Annotated in this window: 12 protein-coding genes; 7 read left to right on the top strand and 5 right to left on the bottom strand. The window is 63.1% G+C overall.

From position 1 onward, the window contains the following. Positions 1-328 precede the first annotated feature (328 nt). The 4 genes from HZB53_13270 (at position 329) to HZB53_13255 (ending at position 5,584) form a co-directional block, all read left to right on the top strand. A complete protein-coding gene (locus tag HZB53_13270; GenBank protein ID MBI5878613.1) occupies positions 329-1,237 on the top strand; it encodes an ABC transporter ATP-binding protein in 909 nt (302 codons plus the stop codon). An 11-nt stretch (positions 1,238-1,248) separates the two neighbouring features. Further along, positions 1,249-2,679, top strand: a complete 1,431-nt coding sequence (locus HZB53_13265; GenBank protein ID MBI5878612.1) for a stage II sporulation protein M — start codon at positions 1,249-1,251, stop codon at positions 2,677-2,679. Then, the gene (locus tag HZB53_13260) at positions 2,669-4,627 is read left to right on the top strand and encodes a hydantoinase/oxoprolinase family protein (protein ID MBI5878611.1); all 1,959 of its coding nucleotides are present in this window, start codon (positions 2,669-2,671) and stop codon (positions 4,625-4,627) included. Before HZB53_13265 ends, HZB53_13260 begins: the two co-directional genes overlap by 11 nt. A 321-nt stretch (positions 4,628-4,948) precedes the next feature. Further along, entirely contained in the window at positions 4,949-5,584 is a 636-nt protein-coding gene (locus HZB53_13255) for a GNAT family N-acetyltransferase (GenBank protein MBI5878610.1), read from the top strand. 70 nt (positions 5,585-5,654) lie between these two features. On the opposite strand, the gene HZB53_13250 is transcribed toward HZB53_13255, so the two are convergent. Continuing rightward, positions 5,655-7,001, bottom strand: coding sequence for an aspartate aminotransferase family protein (locus HZB53_13250; protein MBI5878609.1), 1,347 nt, complete (start codon positions 6,999-7,001; stop codon positions 5,655-5,657). Positions 7,002-7,472: 471 nt separating this feature from the next. Here HZB53_13250 and HZB53_13245 point away from each other — a divergent pair, with 471 nt between their 5' ends. Together HZB53_13245 and ppk1 are read left to right on the top strand one after the other, a co-directional pair. After that, positions 7,473-8,720, top strand: a complete 1,248-nt coding sequence (locus HZB53_13245) for an MFS transporter (protein MBI5878608.1) — start codon at positions 7,473-7,475, stop codon at positions 8,718-8,720. A gap of 359 nt (positions 8,721-9,079) precedes the next feature. Continuing rightward, positions 9,080-11,254 carry a polyphosphate kinase 1 gene (gene ppk1 / locus HZB53_13240; protein ID MBI5878607.1) on the top strand — a complete coding sequence of 725 codons (2,175 nt, stop codon included), beginning with the start codon at positions 9,080-9,082 and terminating at the stop codon, positions 11,252-11,254. A gap of 287 nt (positions 11,255-11,541) precedes the next feature. Here ppk1 and HZB53_13235 read toward each other — a convergent pair whose 3' ends face one another. From HZB53_13235 to HZB53_13225, 3 genes are all read right to left on the bottom strand, one after another. After that, positions 11,542-14,409 (bottom strand): FAD-binding protein, encoded by a 2,868-nt coding sequence (locus tag HZB53_13235; GenBank protein ID MBI5878606.1) that lies wholly within the window; start codon positions 14,407-14,409, stop codon positions 11,542-11,544. Positions 14,410-14,513: 104 nt separating this feature from the next. Next, positions 14,514-14,879, bottom strand: coding sequence for a four helix bundle protein (locus HZB53_13230; protein MBI5878605.1), 366 nt, complete (start codon positions 14,877-14,879; stop codon positions 14,514-14,516). A 47-nt stretch (positions 14,880-14,926) separates the two neighbouring features. After that, positions 14,927-15,196 carry a hypothetical protein gene (locus HZB53_13225; protein ID MBI5878604.1) on the bottom strand — a complete coding sequence of 90 codons (270 nt, stop codon included), beginning with the start codon at positions 15,194-15,196 and terminating at the stop codon, positions 14,927-14,929. 558 nt (positions 15,197-15,754) lie between these two features. Here HZB53_13225 and HZB53_13220 point away from each other — a divergent pair. Next, on the top strand, positions 15,755-17,020 hold the full coding sequence (locus HZB53_13220; GenBank protein MBI5878603.1) for an MFS transporter: 1,266 nt from the start codon (positions 15,755-15,757) through the stop codon (positions 17,018-17,020). An 82-nt stretch (positions 17,021-17,102) separates the two neighbouring features. Here HZB53_13220 and HZB53_13215 read toward each other — a convergent pair whose 3' ends face one another. After that, positions 17,103-17,873, bottom strand: a complete 771-nt coding sequence (locus HZB53_13215; protein MBI5878602.1) for a TIGR02452 family protein — start codon at positions 17,871-17,873, stop codon at positions 17,103-17,105. Between the last annotated feature and the right edge of the window lie 47 nt (positions 17,874-17,920).

Here is a 17,920-nt window from a genome sequence, read left to right as displayed (position 1 = left end):
GCCGCGCGTACAAGCGGCCAGCGCAACAGCAAGCGCCAGCACCACAGGGCTTTCCCAAAGTTGATGCCTCCCCCACCCTAACCCTCCCCCGCGACGCAAAACCGGCGTCGCAGGAGAGGGAATATGCTCCTTCCCCTGTTCGCTGGGATTGCGAACGGGGGAAGGTTGGGATGGGGGCAGGCCCCGCACGGGCTTTGAAATAGCCCTGGACAGCACCAAGAGAACCATGGACGCCCATCGGGCGTGTGCTATAATGACCGAGAACATGACAATTCACTGCGGGCCGCTCGGGTGCGTGTGCGCCCCGCGAATTTCAGTATAACCGATGCTGATAGAAGCCAATAACCTCACCAAGCGGTTTGGCGACTTCGCGGCGGTAGACGATCTGAGCCTGGCGCTGGCCGAAGGCGAGATCCTCGCCCTGCTGGGTCCTAACGGCGCGGGCAAGACCACCACGGTGCGCATGCTCGCTTCGATACTGAAGCCGACGCACGGTACCGCCCGCGTGTGCGGGTTCGACGTCGTCAGCCAGGCGCGCGCGGTGCGGCATGCCGTCGGTCTGTTGACGGAGGTGCCCGGCCTCTATCTGCGCATGAACGCCGTCGAGTACCTCGACTTTTTCGGCGAGTTGCAGCACATGGATCGCGCGCTCTGCCGGAAGCGAGCCGACGAACTGCTGATGCGCTTTGGCATCTGGGAGGCGCGCGAGCGGCGGTTGGGCACGTATTCCAAGGGTATGAAGCAGAAGGCGGCGATCGTCCGCGCCATGCTGCACGATCCGCGCATGTTGTTCCTCGATGAACCGACCTCGGCCATGGACCCGCACAGCGCCAAACAGGTGCGCGACGCCATTTCCGACCTGCGTGGGCTGGGGCGCACGATCCTGCTCTGCACGCACAATCTCCCGGAAGCGGAAATGCTGGCCGACCGGATCGCCATCGTCCGGCGCGGGCGCGTCATCGCATCGGGCACGGCCGACCAACTAAAGCGCGATCTGCTCGGCGAGCCGCTAATGGAAGTGCGCGTCGCGGGCGCACTGGACGGCATCACCGGACGGCTCGGGGCGCTAGAGGTGGTGGCGCAGGGGCCGGACTGGTTCCGGTACCGGACCACGACGCCACAGCGCGCCAACCCAGCGGTGCTGGCACAACTGGCCGCGCTGGGCGTGCCCGTTGTGACTTTGAGCGAGGTCGAGCGCCGCCTTGAAGACGTCTACCTCAAGATCGTGGAGCAGTGATCTCGCCCGCCATGCTCGCCAATGCCCTGATCATCACGCGCCGCGAACTGCGCGACAGCCTGCGCGACTGGCGCATCCTGCTGCCCATCGGCCTGCTGACGCTTGGATTTCCGTGGCTCATGCTCGGCATCGCGCAGGTGGCATTCCAGTACGCGCGTAACTTCGACCAGGATGCACTGTTCATCACGCTCGTGCCGTTCTCCATCATGATCGTGGGTTTCTTCCCGATCTCGTTCTGCCTGGTGATCGCGCTCGAAGCGTTTGTGGGCGAAAAGGAGCGCGCCAGCCTGGAGCCGCTGCTGTCGATGCCGATTGAGGATATCGAACTCTATATCGGCAAACTGCTTGCGTCGATGGCGCTGCCGCTGCTCGGCTCGTACCTGGCGATCACGGAGTTTGTGCTCGGCCTCAAGTGGCTCAAGGGACTGGACGTACCGTTCTGGATGATTACCCAGATCGGCCTGCTGACCGGTCTCGAATCGCTGGTCATGGTGTCCGGTGCCGTGGTCGTCTCGTCGCACACGACGAGCATTCGCGCCGCGAATCTGCTGGCATCGTTTATCATCGTGCCGATGACGCTGCTGGTGCAGGTCGAGAGCTTGCTGCTGCTGAACAACCGCTCCGAGTTGCTCTGGCACGTCATGGCGGGACTGCTCGTCGCCAACTTGATCGTCGGGCGCATGGGACTGCGGCTCTTCAATCGCGAGGAGATTCTGGCCCGCGAGATGGACGAGCTGCATGTGCGCGGCCTGCTGGGCACGTTCTGGCGCTTCCTCAAAGAGGGCCGCACACATTTCTCATTCCGAGGCTTCTATCGCAGCGATTTCGGCGCCATCCTGTCGCGCACGCGCAATGCGATCATCGTGACCGTCGGGCTGATGCTGCTGACCGGGCTGCTTGGGGCGGTCGCGGCCAACATCTATCGACTGCCCGAGGGCGCCATCCAGTTGCGCGATCTGTCGGCTTCGGAGTTCCGGCGGATGCTGGACGATGCGCCGTCCATGGGGTTGCTGCCGCGGCTGGAAACGGGTGCGATCTTCTTCAACAATGTGCGCTCGCTGGCCGCTGCCGGATTACTTGGCTTGTTCTCATTCGGGTCGCTCGCGCTGATTCTGCTGATGGTGCCGGTCGGCATCATCGGCTATGCGGCCGGCGCCGTCGCGCTGGGTGGACTGAACCCATGGCAGTTTCTGACGGCATTCATATTGCCGCACGGCATCCTGGAGATGCCGGCTGCGATCCTGGCGACCGCGCTGGCGCTGCACATGGGCGCGTCGCTGATCTCGCCGCGCGCGAACATGACCGCGGGCGAAAGCCTGCTCTCGGCGCTGGCCGACTTCCTGCGTGTGTTCATCCTGATTGTCGTGCCGCTGCTGCTGGCCGCCGCATGGGTGGAAGCGCAAATCACACCGGAGATCGTGATCTGGTTCTATGGCAGATAACCGCACCCCCGTGGAGCTGCTCGGCGTGGATATTGGCGGCACGTTCACCGATTTCGTGCTGCGGCGCGGTCAAGAGTTGATCGTGCACAAGCTGCTGTCGACGCCGGACGACCCGTCGCGCGCGCTTCTGCAGGGTGTGCGCGAGTTGTCGCTGGCGCCCGATGGTGAGATCATCCACGGTTCCACCGTCGCGACGAATGCGCTGCTCGAACGCAAGGGCGCGCGCACCGCGCTGATCACGACGCGCGGCTTCGCCGATGTCATCGAGATCGGCCGCCAGAACCGGCCCTTGTTGTACGCCTTTCACCAGACCAAGCCCGCGCCGCTTGTCGCGCGCGATTGGCGCATCGAACTGGGCGAGCGGCTTGACTACCAGGGCACGGTCCTCGGCGCGCTCGATCCGGCCGAACTGCCGCCGGCGCTGGAACGCATGCGAACAGGCGGCATCGAGTCGGTGGCCGTCTGCCTGTTATTTTCCTTCGTGAACCCGGCGCATGAGCGCATGGTCGGCGATGCCCTGCGCGATAGCGGGCTATGGCTGTCGCTGTCGTCCGACATTCTGCCGGAGTATCGCGAGTACGAGCGCGTGTCGACGACGATCATCAATGCGTATGTCGCGCCGGTCGTCGCGCGCTACGTCGGCAATCTGGAGGCCGGGCTGGCGGGCCGCCGCTTACGCATCATGCAGTCGAACGGTGGCAGCATTTCAGCATCCGCCGCGCGCGACGTGGCGGCGCGGCTGGCGCTGTCGGGCCCGGCGGGCGGCATCGTAGGCGCGTTCACCGTCGCGCAGGCAGCCGGGTTCGATCACATTATCACGTTTGATATGGGCGGCACGTCCACCGACGTGGCGCTTTGCACCGGCCAGCCGCAGGAGACCAACGAGGGCAATATCGCCGGTTTCCCGATGCGCCTGCCGATCCTCGACATTCACACCGTCGGCGCGGGCGGCGGCTCACTGGCGCGCATCGATGCCGGGGGCGCGCTGCGTGTGGGGCCGGAGTCGTCCGGCGCCAATCCGGGACCGGCCTGCTACGGCCGGGGCTGCGCGCAGGTCACGGTGACCGATGCCAACTTGATGCTGGGCCGCATCGCGCCCGGTCGCTTCCTCGGCGGGCGCATGCGACTGGACGCCGGGGCCACAGCGCAGGTGTTCGAACCGCTCGCGGCGCAAATGGGCGTGGACGCGCCGGCGGCCGCGCACGGCGTGATCCGGGTCGTTAACGCCAATATGGAACGCGCCATCCGGCACGTCTCGGTCGAGCGCGGATACGACCCACGCGAGTTCACACTGGTGGCGTTTGGCGGTGCAGGGCCACTGCACGCGTGCGCGCTCGCCGAAGCGCTGGGTATCCCGCGGGTGCTGGTGCCGCGTTATCCCGGCGTCCTGTCGGCGCTCGGCATGCTCAATGCCGATCTCGTCAAAGATTTCTCGGCGAGCGCCCTCAAACGTGCGGCCGAACTAGACAGCGAGTCCGTTGCGCGGCTCTATGCGCCGCTGGTCAAGCGCGCGCGCGACGCGATGGCCGCCGAGGACGTGCCGGCCGGCCGGCTGTCACTCAAGCTCGGTGCCGACATGCGCTACGCAGGGCAGTCGTATGAGTTGACCGTGCCATATGATGATTTACCGGCGACGCTCAGCCGGTTCCATGCGGCGCACCTGCAGCGTTTTGGTCACGCCGATGAAAAACTGCCAGTCGAGTTCGTGACGCTACGCGTCAAAGCGGTCGGTGAGACCGATAAGCCACGTGTGGTAGCGGTGCAGCCTTCGCGGGCGGCTGTGTCGTACAGCGCGGCGCACCTTGACCGCGAAGCGCTGCAGCCGGGCGATACGGTGGCCGGCCCCAGCGTGATCTACCAGTTTGATGCGACAACATTCATCGACGGCGGCTGGCGCGCGCGCGTGGACGGCTACCTGAACCTGATCGTCGAGCGCCTGGCGGTATAGCACCGTCTCATCAGACTCGGTAGTTCCAAGATTCATGTTCTGGAGGTGACGGTCGCGTTGATGACGGTGAGCGGACCCGTGCTCGATTCGATCGGCGCGTGGCTGTTGACATTGCTGGCTTTCTTCCTTATGCTGTGGCGAAGCTATCGTGGGTTGGTTTTGAGCGGCGTCTTGTGGCGTGGGGGCACTCGCTCAAGTACTGAATCGGGGCGATGGACCACGCCGCTCACGCAGGGTTCGTTGTTGGCTGCGGCGTATGCTGACGCGTCAGGCAATCGATGCAGCGCCGTTATTCAGCGCAGCGCAACCGGGAGGAATCACATGGCATCCGACATTCCACAACTGGCAGACTTCGTCCGGCTGAATGCCTCGCATGTCGAACAGGCCGCCGGGATGTTCGCGCGCGCCTTCCACAGCGATCCACTGTACTGCCACTTCTTTCCCGCCGACCGCGACCGCGAGCGCATGCTCCCGGCGATGTTTCGCTTCCGGCTGCGCTACGGCCTGCTCGCCGGCGAAGTGTACGCATCGTCACCGGGTATGGAAGCAGCGGCGATCTGGATTCCCTCGCAGAACGATCACATGACGTTTGGGCGTATGCTGCGCACCGGCGGGCTGGGGGTGTTCCTATCGGCCGGCTCCGCCGCGCGCAAGCGCATGCAGAGGGCGATCCGCTGGGCGGGGGAGATTCACGCGCGCCAGGCGGGTTTCCCGCACTGGCACTTGTCGCCCATCGCTACCGACCCGGCGCGGCAGGGCAAAGGTTACGCGGGCGCTCTGATTCGCGCGATGCTGGCCCGGCTTGACGCCGAGCGTGTGCCGTGCTTCCTGGAGGCGCAGACCGAGCGCAATGTGCCGCTCTACGAGCACTTCGGCTTCAAAGTCGTGGAGCACGGGACGATTCCCGGCACGCAGATCGGGCACTGGGCGATGCTGCGGCGGCCGGCGGGCGCGTAGGTGCCGGCGTGCTTCGCGGTTCTGGAGATGGAAAACCCTTCGGGTCTTGAAGACCCGAAGGGTTTGATCTTTAGATCGAATCCAGCACCGCGGCGAACGTCTTGATGATCTGGTCGATCTCATCCTCATTGATGGTCAACGGTGGCGAGAACGCGACGGTCGCGTTTGGCACCGAGCGCGCGCGGATGCCGCGCGCCTGCGCTGCGTTGGCGACCTTGGCCGCCGTGGCCGGGTCCTGCTCCTTGGTCTTGCGATCCTTGACAAACTCGATGCCGCACAGCAGTCCGATGCCGCGCGCTTCGCCGATCTGCGGGAAGTCGACCATCAGCGATTTTAGTCCGGCCTGCAACTTCTCGCCCATCAGCCGCGAATGCTCGACCAGGTTCTCGCGCTCGTAGATATCGAGATTGACCAGCCCGACCGCGCACGACGCCGGGTGTCCGGAGTAGGTGTGACCGTGCATCCACGACTCGCTCTCCGGCGCGCTGTTGATGGCGTCCATGATTGCGTCCGAGACCTGGATGCCGCCGAGCGGCAGGTATCCGCTCGTGACGCCCTTGGCAAACGACAAGATATCCGGGCGCAGGTTCCAGTGGTTAATGCCGAAGCGTTTGCCGGTGCGGCCGAAGCCGTTGATGACCTCGTCCACCATCAGCAGCACGTCGTACTTGTCGCAGATCTGGCGCACGAGCGGGAAGTAATCGTCCGGCGGGATGATCACGCCGCCGACGCCCATCACCGGCTCGGCGATGTACGCCGCAACCGTATCCGGTCCTTCGCGCAGGATCGCTTCCTCGACCGCGCGCGCGGCCGCCTGGCCGACCGTCTCGCCGGGCTTCATGTCGCCCTCGTAGCGATACGGGTACGGCGCGGGCACGTGGATGAAGCCCGGAATCGCCGGTCCGAACATCTCGTGATAACGGCTGACGCCGGTGGCGAACGTCGCCGCGAGCGTGATGCCGTGATAGGCGCTCTTGCGCGCGATGACTTTGTACTTGTCCTTCTTGCCCATGCGCTTCCAGTAGTAGCGCGCGGTCTTGAACGCTGAGTCGTTTGCCTCGGAACCGCCGGAGGTGAAGAACGTGTGGTTGAGCGTCGGATGCGCGTAGCCGGCCAGGCGCGCCGCCAGTTCGATCGAGGGGCGGTTGCTCATGCCAACGTAGTTCGAGGTGTACGCCATGTTGAGCATCTGCTTGTAGGCGGCCTCGGCGCACTCCTTGCGGCCATACCCGATATTGACGTTCCACAGCCCGGCCATGGCATCGAGGATCTTGCGGCCGTCGGTCGTATACAGGTAGACGCCTTCCGATCGCTCGACGATCAGCGGGTCGGCGTGCGCTTTCGGGTGCTGGAGCGGATGCAGTTGCAGCTTGTCCTTCTCGACAAGCGCGGCATGTTCGGCTGCGGTTATTGGCATAGTTATTCCTTTCGGTGGCGGACAGGCCGTTGGGCCAAAGATTGTTCTGCGGCTACATTATACCCGAACTGCCAAGGCGGATGCCCCGTGCCGGCTCTTGCGGAATGACGAAGGAGCCTCGGATGCCCGCAGCGAAAGGACGGGGCAGGGTCCGGTCAGCATGCCGGATGATGGTGTGCCGTGGGGGTACAAACGCTGGCATGCAACCCAGCAATTCTCATTTTGGAGTCGGCTGCCAATATGCCCCCTCATCCCCTGCCCCTTCTCCCCCGCGCGCGCGGGGGAGAAGGGGAAAAGCTAACGGGGAGGGCAGCGCCACTTTTTCGGCGGATCAGCTTGCGTGACAAGCGCCTGAGAGCCAGCGCATCGCAAGCGGCATTGGAAAGTACCCGTACAAAGCCAAATTGAGAATTGCTGCATGCAACCGCGCGCGCGCTGGCATTGCGGGGCGGACGGGCGTAAAATAGCCCCATGAACGCGCCCAAGCCCCGCCGCGAAGCGTGGCAGTGGAACCAGTACGTCGTCACGCTGGCGATCTTCATCACTTTCGTTGGATTTTCGTTCGTCAGCCCGTTTCTGTCGCTGTATATCCACCGGGAACTCGGCATTGAAGACATGCGCGAGGTCGCACTGTGGAACGGCTTTCTGTTCGGCATTACCCCGCTGCTCGGCGCTTTCTCCGGCCCGTTCTGGGGCTCGCTGGCCGACCGCTTTGGCTACAAGGCGATGGTTCAGCGCGCACTGTTCACGATTATCTTCGTGCTGACCGGCATGGCCTTCGTGCAGTCCGTCTGGCATCTGTTGGGACTGCGCGTGCTGCTGGGGCTGCTCGGTGGCGTCAATGCCATGGGCATGGCGCTTATCACGTCGATCACGCCGCGCGAGCGCACCGGACAGGCGGTCGGAATGATTCAGGGCGCGCGGTCGTTCAGCCAGGCCGTGGCGCCCGCCTTTGGCGGCATCGTGGCCGACACGGTCGGCATGCGCCAGTCGTTCATCGTGAGCGGCGCGCTGGCGGTATCGGCGTTCATGCTAATGACGTTCGCCTACCGCGAAACGGCGGAAACGCGCAAGGCGGCCAAACGCGGTGACGGCATGTCGCTCGGCCAGTTGCTGCGTGTGCCCTCATTCCTGGCCGTGTTTGTCGTTCTGTTTCTGGTACAGATGGTGGACCAGTCGTTCAATCCGATCATGCCATTGTTCGTCACACTGCTGGAGGGCGGCAACAGCGCCAGTGCCGCCACCTATAGCGGGTTTATCATTTCGGCGGCGGCCGTGGCGATCACGTTGTCAGCCGCGATGGTGGGGCGCTTCGCCGCCAAGTTCCCGCCGCGCCGCATGCTTTTTGTGACGCTGGCCGCCGGCATGCTGGCCTGCATTCCGATTGCGCTGGCCGGGTCAACGCTGGAGTTCGGACTATGGCGCATTGTGCTCGGTCTGTTCGCCGGCGGATCGGTCACACTGGCGTTTACCCTGGGTGGCACGGTCATCCCCAATGAGATCCGCGGCTATGGGTTCGGTCTGCTCACCTCGGCCACGCTGATCGGCAATGCCGTCAGCCCGATGTTGTTCGGCGCGCTGGCCGGCATCAATCTCCGTTTCGTGTACGGACTGGACGCCGTGGTCTATGCCATTGTCCTCGCGTGGGTCGTCCTTGTACTGGGCCGCATGGGCAAAGACGTGCCGGTTGAAGCCGTGCCGGTACAGGCAGGCCGCTAAGCCAATCGCGCCAACTTCGCCATAATCTGATACGCAACTAGCTTTGCAGCAATTCTCATTTTGGAGTCGGCTGCCAATGTACCCCCTCATCCCCTGCCCCTTCGCCCCGCGCGCGCGGGGGCGAAGGGGAAAAGCTAATGGGGAGGGCAGCGCCACTTTTTCGGCGGGCCAGCTTGCGTGACAAGCGCCTGAGAGCCAGCGCATCGCAAGCGGCATTGGAAAGTACCCGTACAAAGCCAAATTGAGAATTGCTGTAGCTTTGGCAGACGCGCCACTCGCCGTTATACTTTGGCGTACAAGCCGTTTTGCCGCCTTTCCGCAGGCGGCGCACCGCCGGCAAAACCTGACCGAGACTCTATATGCCCCGTCAACGACTGACTCGCCGCGCGAGCGGCGCGAACAATAGCAGTGCCGATGCCTCGCCGGCACCCAAGAAGACACACGAAGTGGCCGCCGTACCACCGGACGCGGTACTATTCCTCAACCGCGAGCTCAGCCAGCTTGAGTTTTTCCGGCGCGTGCTCGATGAGGCGCAGGACGAGACCAATCCCCTGCTCGAACGCGTCAAGTTCCTGTCGATTGTCGGCTCGATCATGGCCGAATTCTTCATGATCCGCGTCGCCGGCCTCAGGCAGCAGCTTGCCGCCGGCGTGGTCGATCGCTCAACGGACGGCCTGACCGCTGCCGAACAGCTCAAGGCGATCCGGAAGGTCGTGCTCGACCTGATGGGCGACGCCCGCAACACACTGCGCGCCCTCTTGCCGCAACTGGCGCGCGCCGGCATCCATATCCACGACTACGCCACGCTGGATGTGGAACAGCGCGCAGCACTGCGCGCCTATTTCGACCAGATGGTCTTTCCGGTGCTGACGCCGCTCGCCTTCGACCCGGCGCGCCCATTCCCGCACATCTCCAACATGAGCATGAACCTGGCGGTGATCGTGCGCACGCAAGCCGGCCACGAGCGCTTTGCGCGCATCAAGGTGCCGAACACGCTGCCGCGTCTGCTGCCCGTCAAGCCGCCGGACGACCGCGCGCCGGCCAACGGGCGCGGCCCGCACGACCTGCATTTCGTCTGGCTGGAGCAGGTCATCGCTGCGAACCTCGCTGCGCTGTTCCCCGGGCAAACGATTGTCGAGACCCACCCGTTCCGCATCACCCGCGATGCTGATATCGCCCTGCAGGAGATGGACGCCGAAGACCTGCTGGACACGGTCGAGCAGAGCCTGCGCGAGCGGCGCTTCGGTTCGGTGGTGCGCATGACCATCGATCGCGATATGCCGGAGAGCATCCGTGACGTGCTCGCGGAGAACCTGGATCTATCGCCTGACACTATTTATACGCTGGATCCACCGTTGGGCACCAGCGACCTGATCAGCCTGTATGCACTTGATCGCCCGGACCTTAAGGACCCGCCGTTTGCGCCAGTGCGTCCGCCCGGGCTCGATGATGAAGAGGGCGACATCTTCGCAGCGATTCGGCGGCAGGATATTCTGCTGCACCACCCCTACGACTCGTTTGCGCCGGTTGTGGACTTCCTTGAGCAGGCGGCGCGTGATCCGCACGTGCTGGCGATCAAGCAGACGCTGTACCGCGTCGGGCGAAACTCGCCGGTTGTGCAGGCGCTGATGGAAGCGGCGCGCAACGGCAAGCAAGTCGCCGTCGTCATGGAACTCAAAGCGCGCTTCGACGAGGAGAGCAACATTGAATGGGCGCGCGCACTGGAGCAAGAGGGCGTGCACGTGGTCTACGGGCTGGTCGGTCTCAAGACGCACTCCAAGATCGCGCTGGTCGTGCGCAAGGAAGGCGACCAGTTGCGGCGCTACGTTCACCTGGCGACCGGCAACTATAACCCAGGAACGGCACGGCTCTACACCGATATCGGACTGCTAACCGCCAACCCGGACATGGGCGCGGATGCGACCGACGTGTTCAACTACCTGACCGGCTACTCGACCAAGACCGACTACCGCAAATTCCTCGTCGCACCGATCAACCTGCGCAGCGGCATCGACAGCCTGATCCGCCGCGAAATCGAGCACCAAAAGCAGGGGCGCGGCGGGCACCTGATCCTGAAACTCAATTCGCTGGTAGACAAGCAGATTATCCACCTGCTCTACGAGGCGTCGCAGGCCGGCGTCAAGGTGGACTTGATCGCGCGAGGCATTTGCTGCCTGCGGCCCGGTATCCCCGGTGTCAGCGACAACATCCGGGTCACCAGCATCGTCGGGCGATTCCTCGAGCACAGTCGCCTCTTCTGGTTCCGCAACGGCGGCGCTGAGCAGGTCTATGCCGGCAGCGCCGACTTGATGCCGCGCAATCTAGACCGGCGTGTCGAGATCGTGTTCCCATTTGAGGATCCGCGCGTGGTGCGCCAGGTGCGCGACCAGATCCTGGCGACATACCTGGCGGACAACGTCAAAGCGCGCGTGATGCTGCCGGACGGCACCTATCAGCGGCGGCGGCCCGAACCGGGCGAGGCGACGTTGAGCGCGCAGCAAGTGTTGCTACCGCGCGCCGAGCGCAGCGTATAGCCAGCCGGCTTCAACCGGCCCCACATAATCACGCAGCGCCCGTCGGTTGACGGGCGCTGCGTTCATTGTAACTCTAGGAAATTACGAATGTCCCGTCGGCCTGTCATGCACGTCCTGAACGCGTCCCGCCACAAGCGAGACGCTCGCTGCTGTGCGGCGCGAACAGGATAATGCGCGAAAGCCGCACCGATGGCTTTTGTCTGTCGCGCACAAAGCTTTTCAGCCGACGATCGGATCTAACGTCACGGATCATGGTCAAGTCGAAGGGCCATAAGTACTAAACGACGCTATGCAAGGCTCTCAGCCATCACTTCGATCCAATGCTTCGGCTTGCGCCCGGTGCCATGCTCGACCTGCTGCCGGCATGACACGCCGCTAACCGCAATCTCTGTGTCGGGCGACTGAGCGCGCACCTTCGGGAACAGCCGATCCTCGCCGACCTTCATCGACAACTCGTAGTGCTCGCTTTCGAAGCCAAACGCGCCGGCCATGCCGCAACAGCCCGCACCGCTCTCCGTCACCGCAAAACCCGGATTTAGCTTCAGCGCCCCAGTCACCGGCCCCATGCCGCACGCGGCTTTTTGATGGCAATGGCCGTGGATCAGCACGTTCTTCTTGTCCGGTGCAAACTTGAGCTTGTCTTTGACTGATGGCAGGAACTCCTCCAGCAGCATCGCCTTTGAGGCGACCAACTTGGCATCCGCGCTGTCCGGGAAGAAGTCGACGTACTCCTCGCGCAGCGTCAGCAGGCACGACGGCTCCGCGCCGACGATCGGGATGCCGGCGCGCGCAATCGGCGCCAGCAGTTCAATGTTGCGCGCGGCCAGCGACTTCGCCTCGTCAAGCAGTCCTTTGGAGATAAACGGGCGGCCGCAGCATGGGCGCTGGGGCGCGAACACCTCGACACCGGCCGACTGCAGCACCTTCGCCGCCGCCACGCCGATCGACGGGTAGTTGTGGTTCATGTACGTGTCGACGAACAGCGCGACCTGCGGCGCACCGGACGCCGCCGGCGCTTGCCGGCCGATGTGCAGCGCGGGCATGCGGCTTTCGAACGTGTCGCGCACGAACGGCGGCAAGTTGCGCGAAGGCGTAATGCCGACCTGCGACAGCACCCACTTCGTCGGCGCCAGCCCGAGCGTCCAGTTCGACAGCGGTGCAAACGCTGAACCGAGCTTGCTCAGGTAATGGATGTTGCCGAACAACCGCGCGCGCAGCGGCTTGCCGTTGGCTGCGTAGTAGTTGTGCAGGAACTCGTACTTGTATTTGGCCATGTCCACATTGGTGGAGCACTCGGCCTTGCATCCCTTGCATTCGAGGCATAGGTCAAGCACGTCATAGACGCGCCTGGACGTGAGCGACTCGCCCGGCAACCGCCCGGTCATTGCCAGCCGCAGCACATTGGCACGCCCGCGCGTCGAGTGCGTTTCGTCGCGCGTAGCCTGAAACGACGGGCACATGGTGCCGTCGCCGATCTTGCGGCACTCGCCCATGCCGTTGCACGCCTCGATGGCGCGCGCCCACGAGCCGCCGTCGTGAGTATAGTCGAACACGGTTTTGAACTCCGCGCTGCGGTAATTCGTGCCGTAGCGCAGATTCTCCGTCATCGCCGGCGCATCCACAATCTTGCCGGGGTTCATCAACTTGCCGGGGTCAAACGCGGACTTGACGTCGCGGAACGCCTGATATAGCTGCGGCCCGAACATCTTCTCGTTGAAGCAGGAACGCGTCAGGCCATCGCCATGCTCGCTGCTGAACGAGCCGCCGTATTCAAGCACCAGGTCGCTGGCCTGCTGGGCGATCTGGTACATGCGCTGGATGCCTTCGGCGTTCTTCAGGTTGATCAGCGGGCGCACGTGCAGCAGACCAACGCTGGCATGCGCGTAAAATGCCCCCGACGTGCCATTGTCCTCGAGTATCTTGGCAAACGTGCGGATGAAGCTCGCGAGCTTGGCGACCGGCACGGCGCAGTCTTCGACAAACGCAATCGGGCGGGCGTCGCCCTTGATGCCATTCAGCAGTCCCTGCCCCTGCTTGCGGATCGTGATGCAGTTCGCGATTGCCGTGCGGTCGAGCAAGTGCACCATGGCGTAGCCGTGGCCGGCGTTCCGCATCTTCGCTTCGAGCGACGCTTGCTGCGCCTTCAACTCATCCACCGACGCGCCGAAGAATTCGACGATCAGCAGCGCGTTCGGATCACCCTCGACGAACGTCAGCTTGCGGGCATACTCCGGCGACTGGCGCGTCATGTCGAGCACCAGCCGGTCGATCAACTCGACGGAGGTTGGGCTGCACGAGACGACGTCAACCATGGCGTCGAGCGCGGCAAACATGTCGCTGAAATGGATGATCGAGAGGCTGGTCATCTTCGGGCGCGGCACCAGCTTCAGTTTCGCCTCGGTGACGGCCACGAGTGTGCCTTCAGAGCCGATCGCCATGTGCGCCATGTTGCGCACGCCGTTGCGACCCCACGCGTCGAGGTTGTAGCCGCCGACCCGGCGCAGGACCTTCGGGAAGCGCGCTTCGACCTCGGCCCGGTTCGCCTCGGCGATCCGCTCGATCTCGCGATAGATCTGTGCTTCGAGTGTGGCGAGGCGCGTCTTGGCCTGAAACGCCGGCTCGTCCAGCGCCTCGAAGACAGCGCGCGTGCCATCGCTCAGCAGCACGTTCTGCGATATGACGTGGTCGATCGTCTTGCCGTAGACAATTGAGCGCATGCCGGCGGAGTTGTTGCCCATCATGCCGCCGAGCGTGGCGCGGTTACTGGGCGCGACATCGGGACCGAACCAGAGCCCGTGCGGCTCCAGCGCTTTGTTCAGATGGTCGAGCACAACACCGGGCTGCACGCGCACCCAGCGCTCCTCGCTATTGATCTCGAGGACATTGTTGAAGTACTTCGAGCAATCCATCAAGATCGCTTCGCCGACCGACTGGCCGGAGAGGCTCGTGCCGCCGCCGCGCACCAGCACTGGCGTCTGGTTCCGCCCCGCCACTTCCAGCACCGCCTGGATGTCGTCGGCATCGCGCGGCACGACCACGCCGACCGGTTCGATCTGGTAGATGCTGGCGTCGGTCGAATACAGCGCCCGCGAGATCTGATCGAACCGCACTTCGCCGCGAATCTTGTCGCGCAGCTCGTCCACTATGTTTGACATAGACACTCCGAAAAGGTCGAAATCCCAAATTCCAAACCCCAAATTCCAATTGACGATGTAAGACTGATGCCGTTGTCACAAAGAAGGCCTGGGGACATGAGATGCTATGATTGGCTATTTGCCCGATGGTTGCGAATGAGCACGGTTAAGATTCGAACCAACTCGTCAGACTCGCGCTCCAGGTCCGTGCTCGAAGCGGCTGAAGCATCTGTGGCCGCAATAATGCGAAGCCAGTAGCGCGTCTCCCTGGCCTCTTTGCGTGCGATGTTCCATTTGTTGATGCGGTCACGTGACGTTTCTGTGCCATCGGCCTCTTCGACATTTGCGCCGACCGATGTGCTGGCCCGCACGAGTTGTCGCACCAGTATCTGCGTCGCCATGTCGCGAGGCAGTTTTCGTGACCATTGTATTACCTCAACTGCAAATCGAAATGTTCGCTCACGGATATCATAGGGCTTTGGCGCTAGCATAGAATCTATCCGATAGTTTTGGGGTTTGAGATTTGGGATTTTCGCGCCTATTCGTCCATGAACTCCTTCATGATCAGTGACTGAGTCCATACCGATTTCATATACTCCCAGTCGTCAATCCGGTCAGGGCGCATACGCACCACGCGCTTTGGGTCGAGCGAAGACGTGACGACCGTCCACGCGTGCGCATCGACGGCTCGAAGCAATCCATCGGCCGTCAGGCCGTTCACACGCCACGGCCGCTCGCCGTCGAAGACCGTATCCAGTTCCATGATCGGATACCCGACCAGATCAACCGCCAATTGCTCCCTCGCCATCGCAATCTGCTCCCGTAGTGATGTCTCTGCTGTATTATAGTGCAAAGCAGCCATGGTTGCAGGGCCGGCGCGCAATGGGCGCATTTCACTTCTGGGGCGGCGAGGCGGGAACAATACGTCATGCCCGCGAAAGGGGGCATCCAGAGGTCTTATTCTGGACTCCCGCCTTCGCGGGAGTGACGATGGTGGCGCCTGTGTGGCAGCGTAGTTGTTCTGCCCCGAATCTGAAATGCACTCGCGCGCAATACGGCGTTAAACCCGCCTGAGTTGCAGCGAATAACTTGCTCGCAATCGCAATTCTGGAATCGGCAGCGCGGTGTGTCCCCCCTCCGACCGGGGCAGACCCGTTCGCGCCACGCTTAACATCCGGCGGCAGCGAGCCAATGCATACCGCTGCCGTTAGCGTACATTCCTTAGTAACTGAAGCTATATCTCAGGGAGGGGATGGCGGATATTTTGCCTAAGCGGATGCCCGTCCCCGCAGAAAGTGACGGACGCATGTCCCATGAAGCACCCGCCCGGAAGTCGTTTTTCCGCTCGCCATTATTCCCAGTTTTCATGATCGTGTTTGTAGACGTGCTGGGGCTTGGTATTACCTTGCCCGTACTGCCGCTGTACGCGCAGAACGAGTTTGGCGCGTCGGCGCAGGATATTGCGGGAATCACCAGCCTTTTCTTCTTCGCACAAATGCTGGCCGCGCCGGTGCTCGGCCGCCTGTCCGATGCGTTCGGGCGGCGCCCCTTGCTGCTCGCCAGCCAGGGCGGAACGTTCATTGCGCTGCTGGTCAATGCGCTGGCGCAGTCAATGGGCATGATCTACCTTGCACGTGTAATCGACGGCCTGACCGGCGGAAACATTTCGGTGGCGCAGGCGTATCTGACCGACATCACCGACGAGCGCAACCGCGCCAGCGGCCTCGGCGTCATCAACGCGGCGTTCGGCGCCGGCTTTGTCTTCGGCCCGGCGTTCGGCGCATTCATGGCCGCGCAGTTCGGCGCGCGCGTGCCGTTTATGATCGCGGCCGGCGTGTCGCTGGTGACGATCGCACTGACCTACTTCCTGCTACCGGAATCGCACACCGCCGAGAAGCGCAGGGTTGCAGCGCAGAACGCGCACGGTGCGCCGGCCATGAACATGGGCACGATTCTGCGCAATCCGGCCGTCGTGCTGATCCTGCTGATCGGCTTCACCGGACAGTTCGCTTTCTTCGGCTTCCAGTCGACGTTCGTGCTGTGGGCTGACAAAATCATGCTGAAAGGCGCGTCCACTGACGACGCCCAACGCATCGTCGGCGGCATCTTCACGCTCATCGGCATCATGAACATCATCGCGCAGGTCTGGCTGATCCGGCCATTGGTGCGCCGCTTCGGCGAAAAACCGCTGATTGCCGGCGGCGTTGCCATCCGCGGCCTCGCCTTTGGCATTCTGCCGGCCCTGCCGCTTTTGCCGGTCGTACTGCTCACGGCGCCACTGCAGGCGATCGGCGGCAGTGTCTTGCAGCCGGCGCTGATCGCCCTGTTGACCTACCTGTTGCCCGGCCGGCGCGGGCAGGTGATCGGCATTTACAGTTCGGCAGGTAGCATCGGCAATGTGATCGGGCCGCTGGCAGCCGGCTACCTCTTCCAGTTCGTGAATCCGTCCGCGCCCATGTGGATGTCAGCCGGCGTGAGTGTCATCACGCTGGCATTCGCGCTGGCGCTGTGGAAGCTGACGCCCCCGGTCAGCACGCCGATGCACCCGATCCATGGTGCGCTTGGCGGCCGCCCGGCCCCCACCGGCGCGCCAGCCCAGGCAGCCGTGCCGGCAAAGACGGTCAACGAATAATGACGATACAACTGGCACATCAGGCGGAACATGGAACCGGTTGAGCACATGCTCGACCGGTTCCTTTATTCTTGCAATTGCGCTACGCAAACTGCCGCTCAAACGGCGTGATTTGCCGGCGGTCTTCCCAGCGGTCATATACCGCGAAATGCACGGAGGGAAAGACATCTCGAAATGCACCAGACAGGGCCTCACTGAACAGCCCTGCGATCTCGACCGGATTGTTTTCAAACGCGCCGCAGCCCCACGCGCCAAGCACCAAGACATCATGCCGGTACAGCGCGGCAATGCCCAGCACTTTGTTAATGCGTAACCGCATGACCGGGCCAATCTCCGCCGCTCGCCGCGGGTCTTCTTCAAGTAGAAAACCCTTATGAACGGCCGGCGAAGTTATGAATGAGCAAAGATACGGCTCTGCCAGCAAGTCGCCATTATCAGAACGAAATACTGGCACATCAGGCGAAATAATGACATAATCTGCAAAAAGCGGATCCCGATGCTTCCAATGATAGGCATACATCGGGCTGTCTTTGAGGCACGTGTACAACGCGGAGGAGCGGGCAAGTGTTTCCTCCTGCGCAAGTGCGCCATCAAGAAACCCGCCGCCGGGATGAGACGGTGAAGCAAAATTGAGCGCCAGCACGCGTTTGCCAGCAGCCACAAACCGTGCGCCTGCCGCCAGCGTTGTCTCGTTGGCAACAGTTGTCCGTGTACCTGTTTTGCCTGGTTGCGGCGACGGTACGAGCGCGTCGGGCGAAAAAGTCTTTGTACTGGATACCGCTTGCCGAACTGCATCAGCAATGTGAACCGTGCGCCCGCCAATCTCGTATCGACCTACGGCGGCAATTCGCACCGCTTCCTCGCCAAGCCAAGCCGCCCGAGCCCGATCCATTCGGTAGC

This window comes from Chloroflexota bacterium (genome assembly GCA_016235055.1).
Taxonomy (GTDB): Bacteria; Chloroflexota; Anaerolineae; order JACRMK01; family JACRMK01; genus JACRMK01.
The sequence above is the reverse complement of the archived record's forward strand: the minus strand, read 5'-3'. Positions and strand labels throughout refer to the sequence as shown.

Bases quoted from the DNA above. Each gene is read 5' to 3' on its own strand.
- HZB53_13230 (MBI5878605.1), bottom strand. From the start codon at position 14,879: ATGCTAGCGCCAAAGCCCTATGATATCCGTGAGCGAACATTTCGATTT.
- HZB53_13225 (MBI5878604.1), bottom strand. From the start codon at position 15,196: ATGGCGAGGGAGCAATTGGCGGTTGATCTGGTCGGGTATCCGATCATG.
- ppk1 (MBI5878607.1), top strand. From the start codon at position 9,080: ATGCCCCGTCAACGACTGACTCGCCGCGCGAGCGGCGCGAACAATAGC.
- HZB53_13235 (MBI5878606.1), bottom strand. From the start codon at position 14,409: ATGTCAAACATAGTGGACGAGCTGCGCGACAAGATTCGCGGCGAAGTG.
- HZB53_13220 (MBI5878603.1), top strand. From the start codon at position 15,755: ATGATCGTGTTTGTAGACGTGCTGGGGCTTGGTATTACCTTGCCCGTA.
- HZB53_13245 (MBI5878608.1), top strand. From the start codon at position 7,473: ATGAACGCGCCCAAGCCCCGCCGCGAAGCGTGGCAGTGGAACCAGTAC.
- HZB53_13255 (MBI5878610.1), top strand. From the start codon at position 4,949: ATGGCATCCGACATTCCACAACTGGCAGACTTCGTCCGGCTGAATGCC.
- HZB53_13260 (MBI5878611.1), top strand. From the start codon at position 2,669: ATGGCAGATAACCGCACCCCCGTGGAGCTGCTCGGCGTGGATATTGGC.
- HZB53_13250 (MBI5878609.1), bottom strand. From the start codon at position 7,001: ATGCCAATAACCGCAGCCGAACATGCCGCGCTTGTCGAGAAGGACAAG.
- HZB53_13265 (MBI5878612.1), top strand. From the start codon at position 1,249: ATGCTCGCCAATGCCCTGATCATCACGCGCCGCGAACTGCGCGACAGC.